This is a genomic window from Blautia sp. An249, assembly GCF_002159835.1.
GTDB classification, from domain to species: domain Bacteria; phylum Bacillota; class Clostridia; order Lachnospirales; family Lachnospiraceae; genus Blautia_A; species Blautia_A avistercoris.
The window spans coordinates 94,626-118,762 of the sequence record NZ_NFJL01000002.1 but is presented as its reverse complement, the minus strand read 5'-3'; the positions used below and the strand labels follow the sequence as shown (position 1 = coordinate 118,762).

Annotated in this window: 6 protein-coding genes; all 6 read right to left on the bottom strand. The window is 47.3% G+C overall.

What is annotated here, in order from left to right; genetic code table 11:
* The gene (locus tag B5F53_RS02510; protein WP_087219274.1) at positions 1-4,035 is read right to left on the bottom strand and encodes a carbohydrate-binding protein; all 4,035 of its coding nucleotides are present in this window, start codon (positions 4,033-4,035) and stop codon (positions 1-3) included.
* Between the two features lie 108 nt (positions 4,036-4,143).
* Positions 4,144-5,019: a LysR family transcriptional regulator gene (locus tag B5F53_RS02505; protein ID WP_162610514.1), complete on the bottom strand. Its 876-nt coding sequence runs from the start codon at positions 5,017-5,019 to the stop codon at positions 4,144-4,146.
* Between the two features lie 110 nt (positions 5,020-5,129).
* On the bottom strand, positions 5,130-9,452 hold the full coding sequence (locus B5F53_RS02500; protein WP_087219268.1) for an alpha-L-arabinofuranosidase C-terminal domain-containing protein: 4,323 nt from the start codon (positions 9,450-9,452) through the stop codon (positions 5,130-5,132).
* Between the two features lie 72 nt (positions 9,453-9,524).
* The gene (locus B5F53_RS02495) at positions 9,525-15,251 is read right to left on the bottom strand and encodes a family 43 glycosylhydrolase (protein WP_087219265.1); all 5,727 of its coding nucleotides are present in this window, start codon (positions 15,249-15,251) and stop codon (positions 9,525-9,527) included.
* Between the two features lie 325 nt (positions 15,252-15,576).
* Positions 15,577-23,112: a family 43 glycosylhydrolase gene (locus B5F53_RS02490; protein ID WP_087219262.1), complete on the bottom strand. Its 7,536-nt coding sequence runs from the start codon at positions 23,110-23,112 to the stop codon at positions 15,577-15,579.
* 219 nt (positions 23,113-23,331) lie between these two features.
* Complete coding sequence (locus B5F53_RS02485) at positions 23,332-24,132, bottom strand: leucine-rich repeat domain-containing protein (RefSeq protein WP_162610513.1); 801 nt, start codon at positions 24,130-24,132, stop codon at positions 23,332-23,334.
* Positions 24,133-24,137 lie beyond the last annotated feature (5 nt).

Below are 24,137 nucleotides of genomic sequence, written 5' to 3'. Positions count from 1 at the left end.
CTATTTTTTCGCTCCGCTTACACCTGCAGTATTATAAGTTCCCCACAGGTTCGTTCCATTGCTCTGTTTTACATAAGCACGAACGGTGTACACATAAGTGGTACCCTTGGCTCCGGTAGTGTCTGTAAAGCTTCTGGTATTTGCTCCTACGGTTCCCACCGTCTTCCAGCTTCCGCCAACCGTCTTTCTGAATACCCGGTAGCCGTCTGCAAACTTGTCAGCTCCTGCCTTGGATCCCGTCCAGGTAATCGTCACGCCCTTACTGCTGCTGGATGCGCTTAAGGCCGGTGAGGACGGTACGGCCATTCCTGTAATTGTTTTCTGATAGTCGCTGTAAATACTTCCGGAAAATGCCTTAACGGTGTAATAGTAGTTGACACCCATCTCAGCGTTGCCATCCCGGTATTTCAGTGTGTTTCCTGATACGGTTGTGATGGATTTAAAGGCAGTTCCCGGTTTGGCTTCTTTTCTGTAAACCACATATTTATCAGCGCCTGCAATCTTATTCCAGGTCACTTCTACCGTACAGTAATTTACAGAACGGGTTTTTACTGCCGGAGTTGCCAGTTCATCCACCGGTATGGTCACACTCACATTCGTCGGATACTGGGTGCAGACTCCCTGGGCGTCCGTATCCCAGAAGCCTTTTACGGTATAGTAATACGTCTTTCCTGCCTCTGCCGTGGTATCCACATAGGAAGCAGCGTCTGCCTCTGCATTTGCCAGGCCTTTAAATGCTCCGCCTGCTTCTTTTCTGTAAATCCGGTAGCTTCCGGCATTTTCAATGGCATTCCAGGTTACCGTTACTTCTCCTGCCTCATTGACTTCTGCAGTTACTTCCGGCATTACCTGCTGGAAAATACCCTGAAGATCTTCTTCGTTATCCGGAATAGTGACTTTTACATCTTCCGGTCCCTGGGTGGAAATGCCCTGGCCGTCTTCCTCCCAGAAGCCTTTTACGGTGTAATAATATGTCTGTCCTGCTTCTGCCGTCCGGTCTACGAAGGATACCACATCCCTTGTGGTAACGGCAATCTGTTCAAACTCCTGTGCGCCTTCGGCTTTACGGTAAACTCCATAGCTCTGGGCTCTGTTTACAGGTTCCCAGGTAAGTAAAACGCTGTTATCGTCTCTGACTGCAGCCGTTACTTCGGTAACCGTATTTTTAAATTCCTCTTCTTCCTGGTTCGGTTTTACTGTTACAAGAAAGCTTTCGGAAAGCTCTGGATTCTCTGTGCTGGTAATCCGGATTTCATACTCTCCCGGTTCTTCTTTATTAAAGGAAGAGCTGTCGATTTCATATTTGTCGCTTCCAAGTGTAATTTCATTTCCGTTGCTGTACTGTCCGGTTACCACCAGTCCGGAAGGATCAAATTCTTCTCCCACCTGATATTCTGTCTTGGCCGGCGGGGTAACTGTAATTGCGTCTAAGGTTACTTCCGGAGCGCTGTTTAGTTTCTGCAGGATCACATGGCGGATTTCCATGTTGCTTCCTGCCTGACCGATTTCAATGGTGTTCTCTCCGGCATTTAATTCGATTTCCAAATCACTGGCCCGGATACCTCCGCCCCACTGACTTACCTCGATTCCATCTAACTGAATCGTTTCATTTTCATAAGTACAGATTACGAAGTCGCCGCCGTTAATGGAATATTTCTGACGAACATCGCCGCCGTAGGCTACCACATCTGCATAAACACGGTATGTACCTTCTTCTTCCACATTCACGGTGAATTTCACAGTACCGTTTTCCAGGTATCCCACTACATTACTGCCTTCCCAGGCCGGACGCGGCACCACATCGGGCCGGCTGGGATCTCCCGGCAGATATTCCGGATTACAGCTTACGATTTCATATAACAGAGGTTCCCCAAGGCTGCTGACTTCCACATTCAGATCCACCGTGGCTTCCTCACCCATTTCTCCCTGGTAAGCTACCGTTACCACTGCTGAGCCGCCGCCAACTGCAGTAATCACGCCTGCGTCGGCTGTCACCACATTTTCATCGGAACTGGTGTAAGAAGCTTTCGCTGTTACATCTTCTGTATGTCCGTCGTAATATTCGGCCGTTACGGTAATCTCTTTTACAGCTCCTGTATAAAGGCTGATAGTATTCTCATCCACATGGAGCTCTTTTACTTTCAGCTTGCTGCTGGCATCTTCCACCTTCAGATATAAATCCTGGGTAAAGTCTTCATATGCAATATGAATAACAGCATCTCCGTATTCTACGCCGGTCACTTTCGTTCCCTCTATCTGAATGCTGCTGCTTTCTGTAGTGATTTCAGCTTCTGTGGAAACGTCTTCCATAGTACCGTCAGAATATACGGCAGAAACCTTCACTTCTGCCTGGTTGTTTCCGTCTACGGTATCGATCACTGTTTTATTCAGAGAAGCGTCCAGAGCCACTAATTGTTTATCCTGGGTTTTTTCACTGAAATACCAGGAATCAAAGTTAAATAAGTTCTCGTCTGCTTCCCCTTTAAATACGAAATATACGTCATGAACGCCGGTCACATTGGATACGCCGGTAGAACGCTGTATCCAGGTCTGAGCGCCTCCTGTATTGGATACATTTAAGGTGCCGGCTACGGTTCCGTTTTCCGGATCATCCAGACGGATCTCGATGGATCCTCCCAGGGAATCACTGGCCACATTAGCGGTAAAGGTTCCGGCCCCTGTATCGCCAAAATCCACGCCCTTCACATAAATCCAGTCGCCGTTCTGAATGTCGCACACATCCAGGTTCGGTCCCACGATTCCTGTTTCTCCCACTTCTGTACCGGGAGCCTGGGAATCTTCTGTTGAGATACCTCCGTTATTGGCCATGGATTCTGCTTCATTGCGTACATAGGGATCCAGATATTCAACCTGCTCCACACCTTTTCGGTTCATATCCACCAGCTGCATGGTGCCGTCTTCATTATAATGAACCTCATTGATGCCTGTGGCCCGGTATCCTTTCACACTGGTGGTGTTATATTTATCGGATTCCAGAATCAGGCTGTGATAGGTAATGTAGGATTTTCCTTTGAAGTCAAACAGGGACTGATGGTTATTTCCATAAAGTCCGAATACGGTTCCCGGCTGAACAAGTACCCGGTCGATGTATGTATAGGGACCCATGGGATCATCGCTCATCATATATCCGATTTCACAGACCCCCGGGCTGACTCCCGGAATATTTGCTCCCTGCTCCCAGTTAGAACTGTAGGTATAGTAATATTTGCCGTTGTGTTTATGAATACCGGAACTTTCAAAGAAATCCGGAGCGTCAATCTGTTTTGCCTCGCCCACAGTACTGATCATATCGTCGCCAAGCTGGATAACGAAAGCCGTCGCCTTATCGCTTCCCTCCATATTTCCGCCGAAGCAGAGATAGCCGGTTCCGTCATCGTCTACCATAACTGCCGGGTCGAAACGGATTCCCGCATTTTCTGTTCCCGGAGTGCTGGCGTCAATCAACGGTTTTCCTAAAGGATCGCTCCAGGGTCCAACGGGACTGTCGCTGGTCATAACGCCTACGTTCATACCGTCAACCACACAGTACAGGAAAAATTTTTCTTTCCCGTTGATGGTCTTGTGGGCCGGGGTGGGTGCCCAGGAAATTCCTTCCCAGCTGAGAACACCGTCTGCTCCTCCTACAGTAATTTTACCGTGGTCGGTCCAGTTGACCATATCTGCGGAAGACATGACGCTGATTTTGTTGATTTGCCCGTATTCATTTGTAATCAGCTCCCCCGCATTATTGTACAGTTCATGATCGTCTGTGTTGTAGATATACACCCTCCCATCGTATACCATAGCACAGGGGTCTGCACTGTAGCGGTGGGTAATCAGGGGATTTCCGTTCTCGATGTCCTTATAAGGTCTTGTCAGTTCCACATCCTGAACGGCGTTCGCCTCTTCCCCATTTACTGTTTCAGCCAGGTTTTCTGCTGTCGTATCTGCGCTGACCGGTGCTGCAGGAACGGATGTGGCCATCATTCCGGCAACCAGAGCGCTGATTAGTAATCGGTGTTTCTTTTTGCTCATATACCTTCTCCTCCTTTTGCTGAACATTCTCATACTACTATTTTAACATAAAAAAGATGCCATCATCTAGAAACGAATGATTGGCATCTTTAAACTTTTCTGTTCTACCTAATTAAAATATTTCATTATTTGTTTATCAAATTTCTCAATGGGTTCGCTTCCCTGCTTCTCTTTTCTGCATATGCTTACCACATCCCACCGCAAATCTTCTTTCAGGGGAATTTCCCGGACTCCTTCTGTCTTATAAATATCCGTGGTGAAATCCATTACCGGCGCTACTCCCTGCTTCTCTTCGCAGAGCCGGTATAAAACAGCGCCGTTATCTGTTTTATCCTCTATTTTTGGATAGAACCCCCGCTTCCGACAGGCTTCTTCAAATACGTGATAAATGTGAAAGTCCTCATCCATGGTTAAAATCTTTTCTTCTTTTAACATGTCCAGTTCCACCTGTTCCAGAGGATAAAAAGGATGATCTTTGTACACGAGAAGCATTACCTTACGGCTCATGACCTTTCTCTGAATCAGCTCTCTGGAAGCACACTCTCCTACAATAAGTCCGTAATCCAGATCCGAAGATAAGACCATATCCTTTACCTCATCATTATGATATTCCTTCCATTCAATCTGAAACTGAGGATTCTCCCGGATAAATTCCAGAATTACCCTCATAGGAAGAATCTTCAGGATTCCATAGGCAAGTCCAATCCGTAATTTTCCACCCCCTCTTTTCAGTTTGGAGAATTCCGCCGAAAGCTCCTCCAACTGCTGCATCAACGCCCCTGTCTTTTTGTAGAGCAGGTTGGCATAAGGAGTTGGTTCCACGCCTTTTTTGGTCCTCTCAAATAATTTTACCTGGAATTCCGTCTCCAACGCCCGGATGTTTCTCCCCAGTCCCTGGGAGGTAATATATAATTTCTTCGCCGCCTGGTTAATACTTTTTTCCTCGTAAACTGTTTTAAAATATACTAATTCTTTCGTATTCAAGTCTTTCCTTCCCTTCCGGATGTGCCGTATTTTCCGTCGGCGGTCCCTGCCATTTTCAGGCAGAAACCGCATTTTAATTATACCCCCCCCCCTAAAAAAATCAGGGCTGCCTATTTCTTTGCTCCGGTCACACCCGTGGTATCGTAGGTTCCCCACAGATTGGTTCCGTCACTTTGCCTTACATAGGCCCTAACTGTGTAGTAATAAGTAGTTCCTTTTGTCCCCGTTGTATCAGTAAAGGTTCTGGTATTGGCTCCTACAGTTCCCACCGTCTTCCAGCTCCCGTTTCCTGTCTTTCGGAAAATCCGGTAACCGTCTGCAAATTTATCTGCTCCTGCCTTAGATCCCGTCCAGGTAACCGTTACTCCTTTGCTGCTGCCTGCTGCCTTCAGTGTGGGAGACGATGGCACTGCCATTCCCGTTACCGTCTTCTGGTAGTCGCTGTAGATGCTTCCTGCATACGCTTTGACCGTATAGTAATAGTTTACGCCCATCTTCACGCTTCCATCCCGGTATTTCAGGGTGTCTCCGCTGACGGTTGTGATGGATTTAAAGGCTGTACCTGCTTTTGCTTCTTTCCGGTAAATCACATATTTATCCGCGCCTGTTACCTTGTTCCAGCTTACTTCTACGGTACAATAGTTGACCGAACGTGTCTTCACCTTTGGCATTGCCAGGGTATCCACGGCAATCTTCGCCGTTACGTCGGTGGGGTATCTGGTGCAGGTTCCCTGAGCCTTATCTTCCCAGAAGCCTTTGACTGTGTAGTAGTAAGTCACACCTGCTTCTGCGGTTTCATCCACATAAGAGGTTACGTCTTTTGACACAGTTGCCAGACCTTTAAAACTTCCTCCGGCCTCTTTCCGGTAGATCCGATAGCTCTTGGCTTCTTTCACTGTTTCCCAGTTTACGGTTACAGAATCCCTGCCGGCTTTTGCGCTTACCCGCGGCATCACATTGGCAAAGTCGTCTTCTGTCATCGGCAGATAAACTACTCCCTCAGCCAAATCCTGTGTGGAGATTCCTTTAGCCCCTTCTTCCCAATAGCCTTTGACCATATAGCAATAGGTCCTGCCTGTTTCTGCTGTTTTATCCACGTAAGAAACAATGTCTTTTCCAACTGCCTTTAAAAGGTGATATTCGGAATCTCCATCCTCTTTGCGGTAGATACCGTAACTTCCTGCATTTTTCACCGGGGTCCACTGGATCTCCACCTGGCTTCCCTTGGATACTGACAGAGTAACTTCCACTGTCTGATTCCGGAAGTCTTCCTTCGCTTCTTCATCGGCTGTCTTTAACTGTTCTAAGGCTGTCTGCAGAAGTTCTGCCTGTCCGTCAATTTTTTCCTGGGTCAGGTCTTCTTCTGTAAGAAGGGATTCTGCCTGGGAAAGAGCTTCTTTTACTTCTTTATAAAGCTGCGGAATATGAGTATATTCCTCAGCAGACAGTCCCTGTGCCTCTGCCATCAGACTTTCCAGCAGGCCGGTATCCAGAATCTCTTCCAAAACCTCGATGTACATTCTGACTTTCTCATTGTATCCGTCAGCCCTTCCTTCCAGAACATACCTTCCCGGAGCCTGATAGAAGGACTCTGGTTTCTCTTCCCACCGAACAGCCGCTGTTCCTGTGCTTCCGTCTGCATAAGTCACGGTCACTTCCTGAGGCAGTTCAGGAACCACGCCTGCCTCCGTCTGAATCTCTGCCTCTTCTGCAGAAGCAATAACCTGAGAATCATCCAGAGTATGCAGCCGGAGAATGGTGAAGGAATAAGAAGGCAGCTCCATGGAGAATTCATCCCCTGCTCCGGTAAACTCATAGTTTGCCGGTACAATCTTGTCCGGTTCTTCGATGCTGTTTTCCTCATCCGGGCTTCCTTCGTAGGCCAGTTGAATCATAGATGCATTGGGATTGATTTCATAAGGATTGTTTTCCAGAGAAATATCCACGCTCTGTTCTTCATCGGAACCGTTGACCAGTTTTAAAATCACATCGCCGGTTTCTTCATCGAAGCCGGAAGTGGTATAGACTGGTCCGTAAGATTTGGGCAGTACGCCTTCGCAGTCCAGTTCTCCGTCCAGATAACAGCGGAAAGCATCTCCCTCCACCTGAATTTCAATGTCGTACCAGCGATTGGTCTCAATGATGGTATCGGAAGTGGCCACGGTCGTCTTTGCCCCGTTCACTGCATGTTCCACAGCGGTATAGGTATTTGCAAATCCTCCCAGATTGTAATGAAGGTAATTATTTTTGTCTTTTACAGCAAAGGGAATAATAAATCCTTCTAATCCGGATAACTTTTTCGCACGGAGACGGTAGGTATAATTACTCCAGGAAGTATCCCCCACATGAATGGAATTGTTATAGGAACCTGCGTCCCATTGCTTTAAGACCTGATTTCCCTCTTCTTCTGTGACGCTCCAGTTCCCGCTTCCGTCTGTCCAGTCGTCAATCCCTTCTGCTTCAAAGTTATTTTCATAAAGAATTTCCCCGGTTTCATTATCAATGACCTGCAAATCATCATAGACGGCCGTTGTATTCCAGGTTCCCACGCCTACTTTCCCGATCAGGCCGGAAGTTTCCTCCTCTCCCGGGGCACTCACCGATTCGGCAAAGGTATAATCTCCTGTGTTTGTGGCGTACATCTTGTTGGCATGATAACTGGGACTTCCATAGACCTCTTCATTGTCAAACCAGATTAAATCCGGCTCCCAGTTCTGATGTCCCAGTTTACAGAACAAAGGAGCATAACAGGTCAGTTTTACAATGTCCGCATTTCTTTCAAACCCGGTCATAAAGGCGGCCTCGGAAATGGCCGACAGCAGATCCTCTCTTTTCTGTCCGTTTACTTCGTGATGGCTTGCATATTCTCCGGCAAAGATATAGGCGTCGTCTCCCCGCTCCATCACATCATATCTTCCGGCATTTGCGAAGAACCATTCCGGGGACATATAGAAGTGTTCGTCATTGGCATAGCTGAAAGTTCTGCCCTTTCCTTTCAGCCATTCTGTAGCAGACAGTCCAGGGCCGTTGGACAGACCTTCTACGGATGACAGCAGTTTGATTTCCGGATATTTTTCGTTCACCTGTTCCGCAAACATTTCATACCGTTCATAGTAACGCTCATCTGCCGCCTGTTCATTTCCCACTTCCAGATACTGGAGATTGAAGGGCTCCGGATGTCCCATTTCCGCCCGAAGCTGTGCCCACTCCTGTTCCGGATCGCTGGGATCTCCGTTGGCAAACTCAATTAAATCCAGCGCATTGTCAATATAGGGCTGCATCTGATCCAGAGGCGCAAGCTCCGGTCCCCAGAAATGGGTACAGCCGGCATTGATACAGGGCAGCGGCTCGCATCCCATATCTTCGCAGAGCAGAAAATACTCATAAAATCCCAGTCCGTATTCCTGATAATAATAGGCGGTCTGGGGCGCCTGCGCCCAGTAGCTCTGCATAATCGGCCGCTCTTCCACCGGCCCCACCGAATCCTTCCAGTCGTATGCTGTTTCCAGGTTTATACCTTCAATAACACAGCCGCCGGGGAATCGGAGAAAGGCAGGATTTAAATCCTTTAAATATTGCACCAGGTCTGCCCGCAGCCCGTTTTCCCGGTTGTTGTAGGTATGTTCCGGGAACAGGGAAATCATATCAAGGCCCGTGGTTCCCTCCTCTTTTAACCGGACACACAGACTGGCGTCCTCTGCCGTTTCCGTGCTTTGCACAACTGCGCTGACTTTTGTCCATTCCTGTGCAGGTCCTGCTTCGATTTCTGCAGCGCCTACTTCCTCTCCCCCGCTTTCCAGAGTAATCCGAAAGCCGCCGCTGTAATCCCCTTTCACATACATGGAAAACTTATAGTTTTCTCCTTCCTTTACGGAAATCCCATCATAACCGTCGTTTCGGACGCCTGTGTTATTCCCCTTGGCCGTTACCTGAATCCAGAAGGTATTATTCTCATTCATTCCATCGGTATTCATCAGTTCCATATCTGCATAACCGGCTGTGAACCAGGAATAGGTATGGGCATTCGGGTCGTTATTTACCGGAGTCTGAAAAAACTCAAAGGAACGGTTCTCCACCAGTTCTCCGTACAAACCTCCGTACGCAGCTCCGTTAATATCCTCAAAAAAGGCGCCGTACAAATCCTCGCCGATGTCAACGCCTTTCTGACTCAAATCAACCCGATAGGTATAGGAATCTGTATCCTCTCCTTCTGCAGTTTCTTCCCCCACATTCTTGGAAGCCTCCTGCGGCTCTCCTTGCGTTTCTTCTGTCAGGTATTCCTCCGGTTCCTCTGACAGCAGCGCCGGAGCCGGGTTTTCCTCTTCCAGCGCCTCTGCCGGCATGCCCCATACGGAAGTTCCCGGGATTCCTGTGGCAGCCAGAATCCCTGCCAGGAAACCTGCCGCCGTTTTTTTCATCCATTGCTTTTTCACTTCACATCCCCCTTTTTAAGGAAATCCCCTGACCGGCAAGATCTTGCCGGCCAGAGGATTTTCCTTTATCTCTTATTTCTTCGCTCCGGTTACCCCTGAGGTGTTGTAGGTTCCCCACAGATTGGTTCCGTCACTCTGTTTTACATAAGCACGTACAGTGTAGTAGTAGGTGGTTCCCTTTGCTCCGGTGGTATCTGTGAAGCTTCGGGTGTTAGCTCCTACAGTTCCTACCGTCTTCCAGCTTCCGCCTGCTGTCTTTCTGAAGATTCTGTAGCCGTCTGCAAATTCGTTCGCCCCTGCCCTGGAGCCGGTCCAGGTAATGGTTACGCCTTTGCTGCTGCTTGCTGCCTTCAGAGTCGGGGAGGATGGCACGGCCATTCCCGTTACCGTCTTCTGGTAGTCACTGTAGATGCTTCCTGCATACGCTTTTACAGTATAGTAATAGTTTACGCCCATCTTCGCGCTTCCATCCCGGTATTTCAGAGTACCCGCGCTGACGGTTCCGATGGATTTAAAGGAAGTTCCAGCTTTCGCTTCTTTCCGGTAAATCACATATTTGTCTGCACCGGTTACGGTCTTCCAGCTTACTTCTACGGTGCAGTAGTTCACGGAACGGGTAGAAACTGCCGGGGTTGCAAGAGCGTCCGCCGGAATCTTCGCCGTTACGTCTGTGGGATACTGGGTGCAGGTTCCCTGGGCGTCTTCTTCCCAGAAACCTTTCACTGTGTAATAGTAGGTCACTCCGGGTTTCGCTGTGGTATCAGTCAAAGATGTGGTTCCTGCTGCCGCATTGGTCAGTCCTTTGAAAGAGCCGCCTGCTTCTTTCCGGTAGATCCGGTAGCTCTTGGCTTCTTTGATTTCTTCCCAGCTTACGGTTACGCTCTTGTCCGCATTGACTTTTGCGCTTACCTGGGGCACTACTTTTGCAAAGTCTGCTTCTGCAATCGGTACATAAACCTGTACGTCCGTCGGATACTGTGTGTTTACACCCTGAGCGTCCGCTTCCCAGAAACCTTTCACAGTGTAGTAGTAGGTTACTCCTGCCTGTGCGGTTTCATCCACATAGGAAGTTTCATCTGCACTTACAGTTGCCAGGCCTTTGAAGCTTCCTCCTGCCTCTTTGCGGTAGATCCGGTAGCTTCCTGCATTCTCAATGGATTTCCATTCTACCACAACGCTGCTTCCGTCCGCCTTTGCCGTTACTTCCGGCATTACCTCCTGGAAGGCTGCCATCTGCTCTTCTTCGCTGGCCGGAGCCTTCACCGGCTCTGTGATTCCGGTCAGGGTTGGTGTTACCGGATTCATCAGTCCTGTCTCTTCGTCAAAGGTCAGTTTGTCAATGCATACTTCCCTGTGGTATCCGAATCCGCCGGTTACCTGTCCAAGCGGTGTCATGAACTTCGCATATACAATGTACGCTTCATCTGTTTCCGGCATATACAGGATGGAATGATGTCCGGTACCCAGAATATCGTTTTCCGGATCTTTCTGAAGGATGGTATACTGATAGTTTACCGGTCCGTAAGGGCTGTCAGAAGTTCCGTAATTTACATGGTAGTTTTCACTTCCTGTGTCGTCGCAGGACCAGGTGAAGTGGTAAACTCCGTCTCTCTTTGTAATAGTTACAGCTTCACGGAAATCTCTTAATCCGCTGATGTTCTTCATGGTTCCCGGTACGAAGTCCATCATATCTTCTGTCAGTTCTACGATTGCTCCTTTTCCGTTGCCAAACAGCATGTAGGATTTGCCTGTATCCGGATCTGTAAAGATGGATGGGTCGATGGTCTGTCCCATGCTGATTCCTTCTGCCGCACAATCAGCCATGTTTACGATCGGTTCGTCTTTTACAACGAATGGTCCTGTGGGGCTGTCAGAAACAGCAACGCCCATTGCCTGTTTGTCTGTATCTTTTTCTCTTGCACAGAAGTAATAGTAGTATTTTCCGTTCTTTTCTTCAATGGTAGGAGCCCATGCATTTCCCTTTGACCACGGAACGGTTCCGATCTGCACGCCGTTTTCATTGAGTCCTGCATTGTCGTCTGCCACGTCTACGATTACGCCTTCGTCTACCCAGTCAATCATATCGTCGGAAGAGAATACATGGAACTGGGTTCCTCCCCATCCTTCCACACCGTCGGTGGTTGGGTAGATGTAGAATTTGCCGTCAAATACGTCCACATCCGGGTCTGCGAACTGTCCGCCCAATACCGGATTGTAGCAAAGAGTCGCGTCAATGGTCCAGGTTTCCTCTTCGCCGTTATTGTCCACTTTCATTTCCACCGGTTCAGACAGGTCTCTTGCTGCACCGTTTTCTTCATCCAGAATTACGTTTTCTCCTAATTCAAAGGTCAGCGGAACGGCTTTGAGATCTTTTACTTCGCTGTTGTTTCTGCTGATGTTTAAGGTAATAACTTTTTCATCGTTATCAATGTCGCTGTTAATGAAGGTATATCCTTCTGCGTCAACGCCGTAGAAGGCTCTTCCGGCAACGCCTGCCTCTTCCCGTACTTCGTACAGATCCAGAGGACGTTCAAATACTTTTACATTGTCAAAGCTTCCGTTGAAATATGCGTCTGCGCTGTACATGGATTTACCAAGGTATGCCAGAAGATCGCCTCCCATCATAGAGGTAGTGATTCCGGTATTTGCATTGGTGGATACCAGTTCTCCATCAATATACAGCTTCATGGAAGTATTTTCGTAAACCAGAGCGATATGCTGCCAGGTTCCTGTGGCTGCTCCTGTTCCTGCTACTTCTTTTTCTGCGCCCCAGCTGGAAGTGGTGATTGCATTTCTTACGCTGGTTCCGCGAATTCTCAGGAAGTCGTAGACGTTAGAATCTTTACCATAAGTGAAAGTAAAGAAGTTTCCACTGGACATATTGGATTTTACATCCATGGTAATTGTCATAGTATTTCTGTTATCGAAGAAGCCTTTCGGGAATTCCAGATAGGTATTGCTGCTTCCATTTAAGTTCAGTACCTGGCTTCCTCTCTCTGCATCCTGTGCAATGGCTGCATTTCCGTATAAGGTACCGTTGTCTGCGGTATCATCCCCTGCACCTGTATCAGAGGCGGTCTTGCTTCCTGCTGCATCAGAATCAAAGTTATACTCCAGAACCGGATCCTGAGCCAGTGTTTCTTCTTTTACAAAGGTAAAGGTATAGGTGGATTCCACGCCGCCTTCCGGATTCTTCAGAGTAATCACTGCTGTTGGATCCTCTTCGTTCGGCTGCTGAATCTCGATTTCATATCCTGTTTCTGCTTCTGCTGCCAGCTCCGGATAGTCCTCTCCCTCTTTCAGAACGATTTCATATTCTTTCATAGAAGGAACGAAGGAAGCATATTCTTCTCCGTCAAAGGTAACCTGAATCAGTTCTTCCGGAGATGCGTTGTAAGCTTCTGCTACTTTTGCATATTCTTCTGCGGTAATACGCATTGGTGTTCCATGACGGGGTGAGCGGCTTCCGCCCGGAAGCTGGAATCCGGAAGTCAGTCTTTCGAAGTCGCCGTTCAGGTCATTGGAAACCATGGGATAGTAACCGATTCCACCGTAGTTGTCCACAAGCAGGCAGTACTGCCATCCGTTCTTTTCCACATCGTCCTGATTGAATTTGTAGATAGACGGTCCTTCTACTCCGCCCTGAGAGCCCAGTACCGGAGTATCCAGCATCGTGGGTTCACTGTGAAGGAGGGTATCTGTTACTTCTGCAATAATGTTTTTATTTGTTTCATTTTTGGAATAGCGGTAGTATTTTCCATTCTCATAAAGAATCGTGGTATCAATGGTATCCGCATCTTTTTCAATAAATACCTGCGGTTCTGTAAAGCTGTAGAAATCCCGGGTCTTTGCATAATAAACAACCTGTTTTGCATAGTTATCTCCTGCAATACGGGATGCCCAGTATACCACATATTCTCCTGTAACTTCGTCATAGGTTGCCTCCGGCGCCCAGGTACAGCCTGCATCAATCTCGGCAGATACTTCTACCATTCTCTGATCGGACCAGTTGACAAGGTCTGTGGATTCCCATACCATCAGGGACTGGCTTCCTGCTGTCTGTGCAGCTCCCCATCCGGATCCGCCGTTAATCTTCAAGTCCGTGGCAATTAAATAGAATTTATCGCCTTCTGCGGAACGTAAGATAAATGGATCACGTACGCCTTTTTCTCCAAGAGTGGAGGTCAGAGCCGGTTTGTTATCGTTTAATTCTTTCCAGTTCAGACCGTCATGGCTGGCAGAGAAATAAATCTGCTCTCCATCGGAATATCCTTCACCGGTAAAGTATGCGAAGAAATAATCCGTTAAATCTTCATCGGTAACTTCTTCGGGCGCTGCTTTTACTGTAAAAGTAAATTCCTTTTCTGTACTGTAATCACCCAGGGTGATAACGGCGGTCATCGTCACATCTGTATCTTTGTCCGGCCTTGTAACCACACCTGCAGGAGTGGGATCTTCTGCATATGCGCCGTCGTTTGCCTGTTCATTTACATCCACGATTTCCGGATAATCCGTTGTCCAGGTCACAGTTCCCTTGCCGTTTACCGTTTCCGGAAGGGTAATGTTTCCGTAAACTTCTTTTCCTGCTTCTGTGGAATAGGGCAGAGTCAGATCTTTCGCCAGGGCTTCCAGTTCTTCCTGACTGGCGCCTTTTACCGTAAGCTGGAAAGCTTCTGTAATCTGCTGTCCGTCCACTTCAAAAGAAGCCGTAACTTCTGCTTCTGTGTCTGCAGCGGGTTTCGTCAGTTTTCCGTTTTCCCCGATCATATCCTCGCCCTTTGTTACCTGCCAGCTAACGGAAGAACCGTCTACACTGGACGGGAAGGATAAGTCCTCTGTAATCTGATCTGCAGAAACGTTGTTTCCCAGCATAGCAGCGTAAACATCTGCTTTTACATATTGGGAATTGTCTACATTCCCGGCAATTTCCGCTACCTGCTCTTCGTCCAGAGCTTCGCTGTAAATGCTCAGATCTGCTACTTTTCCTCTGAACAGAGGATCTTCATTATAGAGAGATTTTCCAATGTATGCGTGACCGCCATCTGCAGGCACCACGTTCATCAGTCCATAGGGATTTTCTCCATCCCCGATTTTCACTCCGTCCACATATAAAGAAGTTGTTCCTTCATTATATACAACAGTGTACGTCTGATAAGAACCATCCAGAGCAGCAGCATCTGTATAGATGCTCTTTTCGTTCGCCCACGCACCGGTTCCGTTGTATGGATCCTGCCGGGAGATAGCAAACTTGGTATCTTTGGAACTGTTAGACGGCGTTACAAAGGTGTAACTCCAGTTGTCTTCTCCCATGGTGTACAGCCACTGGTTATTGGCCTGTGTGGTGGCCGCTGTGATGTTCACCGTCAGGGTTTCATCGTCCACAATTCCTTCCGGAAGTTCTACGTATCCGCTTCCGTCCATATCCAGTACGGAAACTCCGTCATAGGTGTTCACGTCGCTTTCATCCAGATCCACTAATGCAGCGTTTCTTCCCTGACCGCTTGCATCTACAAGCTGGCCGTCTGCTGCATTCATGTCGTAATGCAGGATTTCTCCGGAATCATTCACCTGTAACGGTTCAATAGAACTCTCCTCTTCTTCGGGTTCTGTCATCTCTCCGCCTGATTCTGGTTCTTCCAGATCTGCAGAGGGCTGATCCTCTTCCCCTTCCTCCAATAGAACTTCTGTGTCTTCTTCCACAAGTTCATTGGACAAGCTGGCTGCCTGGATAAAAGAGCTGTTGGAAACTGTCATCGCTCCCACCAGAAGCCACGCCAAAATTCGGCTTCGCTTTTTCATATTTTCCCTCCTTGCTTTTAGCCGTTTTGACTTTCCCCATAAAAAAGCCAAAATACGTTCTCTTTTTTTATGACTATTTTCACTAAAACAGTCTTCCACTTTGTATTTTAACTAAAAATTGCCTGAATTTCATCGGATTATTTTTAAATCATTGTTTGTTTTTTTTAGAACTTCCGAAGGAAATTTTAAAAAAGTTGTTTTTTTACCATACAAGTTTGTTTTTTTACGATCTTTATAGGAACTGCCCGGAATCTGAACCGAACTCGTCAAACATAAAAGCTCCCCGGAAGATTTCTCTTCCGGGGAGACTGTCTTTATCGCTTATTTATTTTTTTGCTCCGGCTACGCCTGTGGTGTTATAAGTTCCCCACAGATTGGTTCCGTCACTCTGTTTTACATAAGCACGTACGGTGTAGTAGTAGGTGGTTCCCTTCGCTCCGGTGGTGTCTGTGAAGCTTCGGGTGTTGGCTCCTACGGTTCCTACGGTCTTCCAGCTTCCGCCTGCTGTCTTTCTGAATACACGGTAGCCGTCTGCAAATGCGAGATCCCCTGCCTTGGATCCGGTCCAGGTAATGGTTACGCCTTTGCTGCTGCTGGCTGCCTTCAGAGTCGGGGCGGATGGTACGGCCATTCCCGTTACCGTCTTCTGGTAATCGCTGGAGATGCTTCCTGCATATGCTTTTACAGTGTAGTAATAGTTTACTCCCATCTGTGCGCTTCCGTCGCGGTAGCTTAAGGTTCCCTCGCCTACAGTTCCGATAGATTTAAAGGAGGTTCCTGCTTTTGCTTCCTTCCGGTAAATCACGTACTTGTCTGCACCAGTTACCTTATTCCAGCTTACTTCTACGGTACAGTAGTTTACAGAACGGGTCTTCACTGCCGGGGTTGCCAGAGCGTCCACAGCAATCTTCGCCGTTACGTCGGTGGGATACTGGGTGCAGGTTCCCTGGGCGTCTTCTTCCCAGAAACCTTTCACGGTGTAATAGTAGGTCACTCCAGGTTTCGCTGTGGTATCAGTCATAGATGTGGTTCCTGCTGCCGCATTGGTCAGTCCTTTGAAAGAGCCGCCTGCTTCTTTCCGGTAGATCCGGTAGCTCTTGGCTTCTTTAATTTCTTCCCAGCTTACGGTGATAGAATCTTTGCCCGCTTTCGCACTTACCTGTGGCATTACTCTTGCAAAGTCTGCCTCAGCGATTGGCAGGTATACTTCCACGTCGGTGGGGTACTGGGTTGCCACGCCTGCAGCGTCTTCTTCCCAGAAGCCTTTTACGGTATAGTAGTAGGTCACGCCTGTCTGTGCCGTTTCATCCTTATAGGAAGTTTTATCTGCACTTACAGTTGCCAGGCCTTTGAAGCTTCCTCCTGCCTCTTTCCGGTAGATCCGATAGCTCTTGGCATTGTCTACAGCTTTCCATTCTACCACAACGCTGCTTCCGTCTGCTTTTGCCGTTACTTCCGGCATTACTTTCTGGAAGGCTGCCTGCAGATCTTCCTCGTTATCCGGAATAGTCACTTTCACATTGACCGGATACTTGGTGCTTACGCCCTGGGCGTCTTCTTCCCAGAAGCCTTTTACGGTGTAGTAGTAAGTTTCTCCTGCCTGTGCCGTTTCATCCACATAGGAGGTGACGTCGCTTCCTACTACAGCAATACCCTTAAAGCTGTCTTCCTCTGCCGCACGGCGGTAGATTCCATAGCTCTTGGCATTTTCTACAGCTTTCCATTCTACCACTGCCTGATTGTCTTCATTTACAGAAGCAGTTACCTCAGTGGTGATATTCTGGAAGTCATCCTGCGCTTTATTTCCTAAAGTTACAGTTACATCGGTCGGATACTTGGTGCTTGCGCCTGTTCCGTCAGCTCCCCAGAAGCCTTTTACGGTATAGTAATAGGTACCTGCTTCTAAGTCTGCTGCTTTTTCATCTGTATAAGAAGTTACATCACTTCCTACTACGGCAATCTGTTCGAATTCGCCGTTTTCTGCCTTACGGTAGATTCCGTAGCTCTTAGCATTGTCTACGGCTTTCCAGGAAACTGTTACGGTGTTATCTTCTGCTGCCTCAGCAGTTACTTCTGTTGTCTGATTCTGGAAGTTCAGACCTTCAGAGCTCATAGCTCCTTCTACTTTTTCGTACTCTTCTGCCGTAATACGGATTGGAGTACCATGTCTCGGTCTGGACGGAAGCTGGTATTTATCACTGGATAATCTGGTCCATTCTCCGCTTTCCAGATCGTTGGTTACCATTGGATAGTAAGCAATTCCGCCATTGTTGTCAATTAACAGACAATACTGGTAGCCGTTTGCTTCCACATCGTCTTCATTGAATTTGAAAATAGTCGGTCCTTCAACGCCTTTCTGCGCTTTCAGACTCGGAGAATCAATTACCGTGGCCTCGCTGTGAAGCAGGGTATCGGTCTTGTCGGAAACAATATATTTTGCTCCGCCGTCTTCGTTCTTTGAGTAACGATAGTAGGTATCATTCTCATAGTAAATGGTGGTATCAATGGTAGAGAAACTATTTTCAATAAAGAGCTGCGGCTCTGTAAAGGTATAGAAATCTCTGGTCTTTGCATAGTAGATTCTCTGTTTGCCGTAATTGTCATCCGGCACTTTGGAAGCCCAGTATACTACATACTCGCCTGTCTGCGGATCGTAGGTAGCTTCCGGCGCCCAGGTACATCCTGCTTCAATCTCAGCAGATACTTCTACCATTCTCTGTTCGCCCCAGTTTACTAAGTCTGTAGACTCCCAAACCATCAGGCTCTGGCTTCCTGCTGTCTGAGCAGCTGTCCATCCGGATCCGCCGTTAATCTTCAGGTCTGTGGCAATTAAGTAGAACTTATCGCCTTCTGCGGAACGCATGATAAATGGATCACGTACGCCTTTTTCTCCCAGTGTGGAAGTCAGGTACGGATCTCCGTTATTTAATTCTTCCCAGTGAAGTCCGTCGCGGCTAGAACCAAAGTAGATCTGCTCGCCGGTAGGATAACCTTCCCCGATAAAGTATGCGAAGAAATAGTCGGTGTAATCGCTTTCCTGAATTTCTTCCGGAGCGGCTTTTACTGTAAAGGTAAATTCCTTGGTCCGTGTAATTTCATCGTTTACTTTGATTTCTGCTGTCATGGTTACAACCGTGTCTTTTTCCGGTCTTGTAACCAGACCTGCCGGTGTGGGATCGTCGGCATAAGCGCCCTCATTTTCATGAGCTTCCACGTCCACGATTTCCGGATGGTCCGTTGTCCAGGTTACTGCTGCTTCTGCATAACCATTGGTTACTGTTTCCGGAAGGGTGATATTTCCGTAAACTTCTTTTCCTTCTTCTGTGGAGTAAGGAAGTGTCAGGGCTTCTTCCAGCTGATCTGCAATTTCTTCTGCCGGTACGCCTTTGACTGTCAGTTCATAAGTTTCTTCTACCGGTTCTCCATTCCAGGTGTAAGATACAGTTACGTCAACCGTTGTATCTTCTTCTGCCGGTTTGATTTTACCGTCTTCTCCGATGACATCCTGTCCTTCTTCTACAGACCAGGTCAGGTCAACCCCGTCTACAGCAGCCGGGAAGTTAAGAGAAGCTTCTACAGCAGCCGGATCATTTCCGTTTAACATCGCTGCATAGACGTCAGCGGCAATGTATCCTGCATAGTCTACGCTTTCTGCCTGTGCTTTTACCTGGGCTGCAGTCATGGCTCCGTCATATACGGTAACCTGTGCAACACTTCCCACATAAAGCGGGTCGCTGGAATACAGAGATTTTCCGATATAACCCTGGATGTCTCCGTCTCCTACGATGTCGGTCAGGTTGAAGGATTTCGCACTTTCTCCTGCCAGTACTCCGTTGACATACAGATACATCTTGTCTCCATTATAAACGGCGGTATATGTCTGGTAGTTTCCGGCAGTTGCCTTAGAGGTAGTCTGAACGGTCTGCTCCTTCGCCCAGGCTCCCGTTGTGTCGGTTGGTTCCTGCTGAGCGATTGCCAGTTTGGTGTTCTTTGAGCCGTTGGTCGGTGTAAAGAAGGAGTAATTCCAGCTGTCCTGACCAAGGGTAAAGAGCCACTGGTTATTGGCTTTTGTGGTTGCTGCAGTAACAGAAACTGTCATTGTCTCATCGGTTACCAGTCCCTTGGGCAGCTCTACATAGCCGTTTCCGTCCAGGTTCAGAGTGCTGACACCGTTATAGGTGTTCAGGTTGTCTTCTGTTAAAGATTTTAAGTTTCCGTCTAAGCCGGAATCGCTGGAATCAACCAGTTTTCCGTCTTCTATGGTCATATCATAATGAAGAATTTCGTTTACTTTCTTGCTGATTACAAATTCTGCTGTCTGGCTTCCCTTATAGTTGGATCCGTCAACTGCAGTAATAGTAACAGTTCCTGTTCCAGGCTCTGTGTTCTCTCCATAGGAAACTTCGTAATCTTTTCCTTCTGTTAATTCAGCGCCATGGTAGGTTACTTTAATTTCCGGTTTAATCTGAGAACCGGTTTCTGTGTATTCCGGAATTTCCGCAATTACAGCATCCGCCAGATCTCTGACTGCAGATTCTTCAACAGTAACCTGAATGGTTACTTCTCTTGCATCTTCCGGAAGTTCTTCTTCCGCGCTCATTTTCAGAATCGGAAGTCCCTCTTCATTCCAGTGTACGTTCTTTACTCTGGCATGACGGCAGGGATCATACAGGGAGTTAGAGTTCGCCCAGTCACACTGATCGTTGTAGCATTCTTCGGAACGTGCATGGTATACGAATACCGGATTGCCTTCCGAGTCTACAGTAAAGCTGTTATGTCCCGGTCCGTATTCTCCCGGTACATCAGAAGAAGTTAATAACGGATAGTTCATCTTGGTCCAGGATGCCGGATCCATTAAATCTGCATCTTCATCCGCGTAAAGCATACCGATACAGTATTCCGGACCGGTTCCTGATGCGGAGAATGCGCAGAAGATCTTTCCGTCATGTTTAATAATCGTTGCACCTTCGTTTACACGTTCGGTGTCTCTTTCCCATCCGAATTCCGGAGTGGTAAGAAGGATAACTTTGCCCTGTCCGACCCATGGCTGATCCGGATCGATTTCCTGCATATATAATGCAGACTGTCCGATAATATCCGCCCAGATTACATAATGATGTCCATTATGTTCAAAGTAGGTCATATCCAGAGACATGTTCTTAAAGTATGCAGACTCCTGGCTGGTAGCTGCATGGATTTCAGCTTCCCCGCTTCCATTTACCCAGCTGTCCGGGTTAAACGGATCTTCGGAATTCTGGCATACCAGTACGTAAGGACGGATTGCCCATACGTTGTCAGAGTTTCCTGCTGCGAAGAACATATACCAGGTTCCGTTAATCTTATGAAGTTCCGGAGCCCATACGTGTCTTGCCATCTTTCCGCTGCTCGGCGCTTTCCAGATGGTAATCTCTTCTGCATCAGACAGACCCTGAATGGTTTCTGCCCTTCTTAAAACCAGACGGTCATAACCATTCGTAACTGTGTTATATGCCGGATAAGAAGCGGTAAAGTAATAATAGCCGCTGTCTTCATCCCATACAATATAGGGATCGGCACGCTGTTCAATTAACGGATTGCTGTAGGTGCTTAAAGTACCTTTCAGGGTATAAGTTCCTGCTTCGCTGGTATCCGCGGAGCTTAAATCCCATTCCACGTTCATGGAGGATTCGGAGCCGTCGCTGTACTGGGTTACCACATGATCCGGAAGAGCTTCTTCCAGTTCGCTTTCATTGGCTACGGTAACGGCTGCAGGAGCAACTGTTCCTGTATATTCCACAACGGCAAAGCGGTTTACGATTTTTTCGTATTCTGCTTTTGTAACGCCGATGTAGTTACCTTTTTTCGCATTTTCCGGAATAGAATCCGCTTCATTTTCAAAAGCGGTGTATTCATATTCGGAAGCCGCCTGAAGGGTCTCCAGATCGCTGGAGATGTTGGAATACTGTTTCTCTCCGCTTGTCCAGTTTACACGGTAAGCGCCGATTAAAGTATCGTATGTACACTCTGCTTCTGTCAAATCGCCCACTGCTGTATTGGTTTTCAGCAAACGGGAATTTGTATAGGTAAGCAGATCCTCGGAATCATAAAGATATACGGATTTCTTATCTTTTCCCTGAGGAGCTACCACGCCGAAGCTTCCATCTGCCTGACGGAATAAGTAAACGCTGTTAAAGCGGATTCCGGTGCTTAAGTTCTTGGTTCCGTCGCCGGTGGGAATCTGTGCATACAGAACGCCGGCATTTCCGTTTAATGCCTCGAACTCTTTGCCGTCCAGGCTGGTTGCCAGATGAAGGCTTCCTTCTCTGTCATTATCGCCTGTAATGTAACCGTAAATGTAGCCGTAGAATTCTTCCATAACTTCTACAGGGAAGTCTTTGGTTACGGACTGGCTGCCGATGGTAATCGTAGCGGTTAAGGTCACTTTTGCGTTTCCTTCGCCTACTGCCGGACGGTTTACGATCTTACCGTCATCGGTCATTACGTCTGTATCGGAAGACTTCCATGTGATTTTGGAATTCAGAATTCCTTCTGCCGGAAGTTTCAGATCTTCAGACGTTACACTTAACATATTCAGTGCCTCTTTGGCATCATTCAGGTCTGCAGTCACATCTTTTGCGGAAACGGTAACTGTAAATTCCTTTGTTACCTGCTGGCCGTTCAGATCTAAAGTAGCAGTTAATTTTACCTGAGTGTCTGTATCCTGACGGGTAACTTTACCGTCTGCCGTAATTACATCTTCTCTGTCAGAAGCCCAGCTTACGGTTACTCCGTTATTCAGAGCTGTCGGCAGCGTTAAATCTGTCTTCACTGCACTGGTATCACCCAGATCCAGCTCAGCTAACGCCATGTTCAGGATTTCAGACTGGTAGTTTTCTGTTACCTGTGCCTGATCGATGGCTCCGTCATAGACTTTTACTTCTTTTACTCCGCCTTTGTAGAACGGATCGTTGTAGGAAGATTTACCGATATAAGATACCAGGTTGCTTCCCCAGTCGCTGATTTTCGCATCAATGTCCACGCTTCCCAGATATTCATCGTCGTAGTATGCTTCGATGCTGGTTCCGGATTTGATAACCGTGGTATACATATGCCAGCCATTATCTGTCTTCGGTCCTACAATACCGTTGGCAGAATTTGTCGCGGAGAATCCATACTCTGTGTTGTACGGAGCTCCTGTGTTTCTTGAGTTGGTTACAACGGATTTATAATATCCGTCGGGGTTTGCCGGATTTAACAGCCAGTATCCCACCGGCAGACTCTCCGTTGTTCCAAAGAACATTCCGGCATAGTTGCCGCTTCCTGTTTCATTTTTCAGCCAGACAGAAACAGATACGGCTTCTTTGTTGTCAAACATTCCTGTAGGAAGCTGTACATAGGCCGCACTGCTTCCTGCGCTGCCTCCCGGAAGCTGAAGGTAGCCGTTGTCAAAGTTTGCTCCTGAGCCCTTCAACTGGGCATTCTGTCCGTTTTCAGAAGCATCGTTTGCATCTTCTTTCAGAGGATAGTAAGCCAGGTAAGAAGCTTCATCAGCATTTAATACCTGTACTCCTGCTTCCTCGGAAGAATTGTCTGTTTCCCCTTCTTCATAATAACCGGCTGAAGGCTCTTCACCGCCCGGCTGTTCTTCCAGGGTCTCATCCAGATCTTCCTCTGTGTCCTCTTCAGAATCGACCTCTGTGTCTTCATCCAGAAGCTCTTCGTCATCGCTCAGAAGATTGGCGTCATCTTCAAGAAGCTCTGTCTCTTCCAGAGAGTCTTCCACTACTGCAGCCGCTGTGGTGTACGGGGACATTCCCGGTAAAATTAAAGCACCTGTCAGCAGCCATGCAATGGATCTGGAAACAAATTTCTTGTTCTTCAATTCTTTCCCTCCTTTTTCATATTGACCTTCCTTAACGTGTCTCTTCTATTTTATAAAAAATCTGCCAAATATTCTTTAGAATTATTTTTTAATTTCGTGGGTTTTCTTTCTATCTCTGAAGAGTTTCGTTCGGTTCGTGGGTTTTTTTATGATTTTAGTTTGTTTTTATTGGAATTTAGAATCGAGAGGGATTTTTTTCGTTTATTTCTGATGCTTCTGCTAAATATATTCACATCGAATATCGTATTCTTTACAATACTGCTCCGTTTTGGTTCCTTTTTTACAGCGAATTGTGCAGCTTTTATTGGTAATCCACGGCCCGATCTGCTTTAAATCCTGATGGATTTCCAGCATCTTTAACCGTGGGCATCCGTGGAAAGCCCATTTTTCAATTACTTCCACCGTATCCGGAATTCTTACGTATTCTAATTGTTTGCATTTTAAAAAAGCGCTGTCCCCAATTTTCTTCAGGCCTTCCGGCAGCTCCAGTTCTTTTAAACCGGTCTGATAAAAGGCTTCCCTTTTAATTTCTTTTAGAGATACCGGAAGGAGCACTTCTTCCAGCTCCATACAGCGGTAAAAGGCTCGCTCTCCGATCACCTCTATTTTCCTGGGGATTTTTATTCTTTTCAGAGAGCTGCATCCCAGGAAACTCTCTTTTTCCAGTTTGTCCACTGCGTAGACAGTACCGCAGAATGTGACTTCTGAAAGTCTTTTGCAGTTTAAAAATACCATAGGCTCCATGACGATAAGGCTTTCCGGTATCTGAATGCTTTTCAGATTTACACAATTAGAAAAAGCGCCTTTTCCAAGGCGGATGCAGTTTCTTAAGTTTACCTGCCGCAAGGTCGTACAGCCTGCAAATGCAAAAGGCTCGATGTGTCTTATGCGATTCAGATCCACACTGCGTATACGGATGTTATTCTTCAGAGCGTTTCTTCCGATGCTGCTGTAAACTTCCGGAAACTGAAATATTTTATCTGCAATTTTCCCTTCTGAGCGGTCATATTCTTTTTTCATATGTA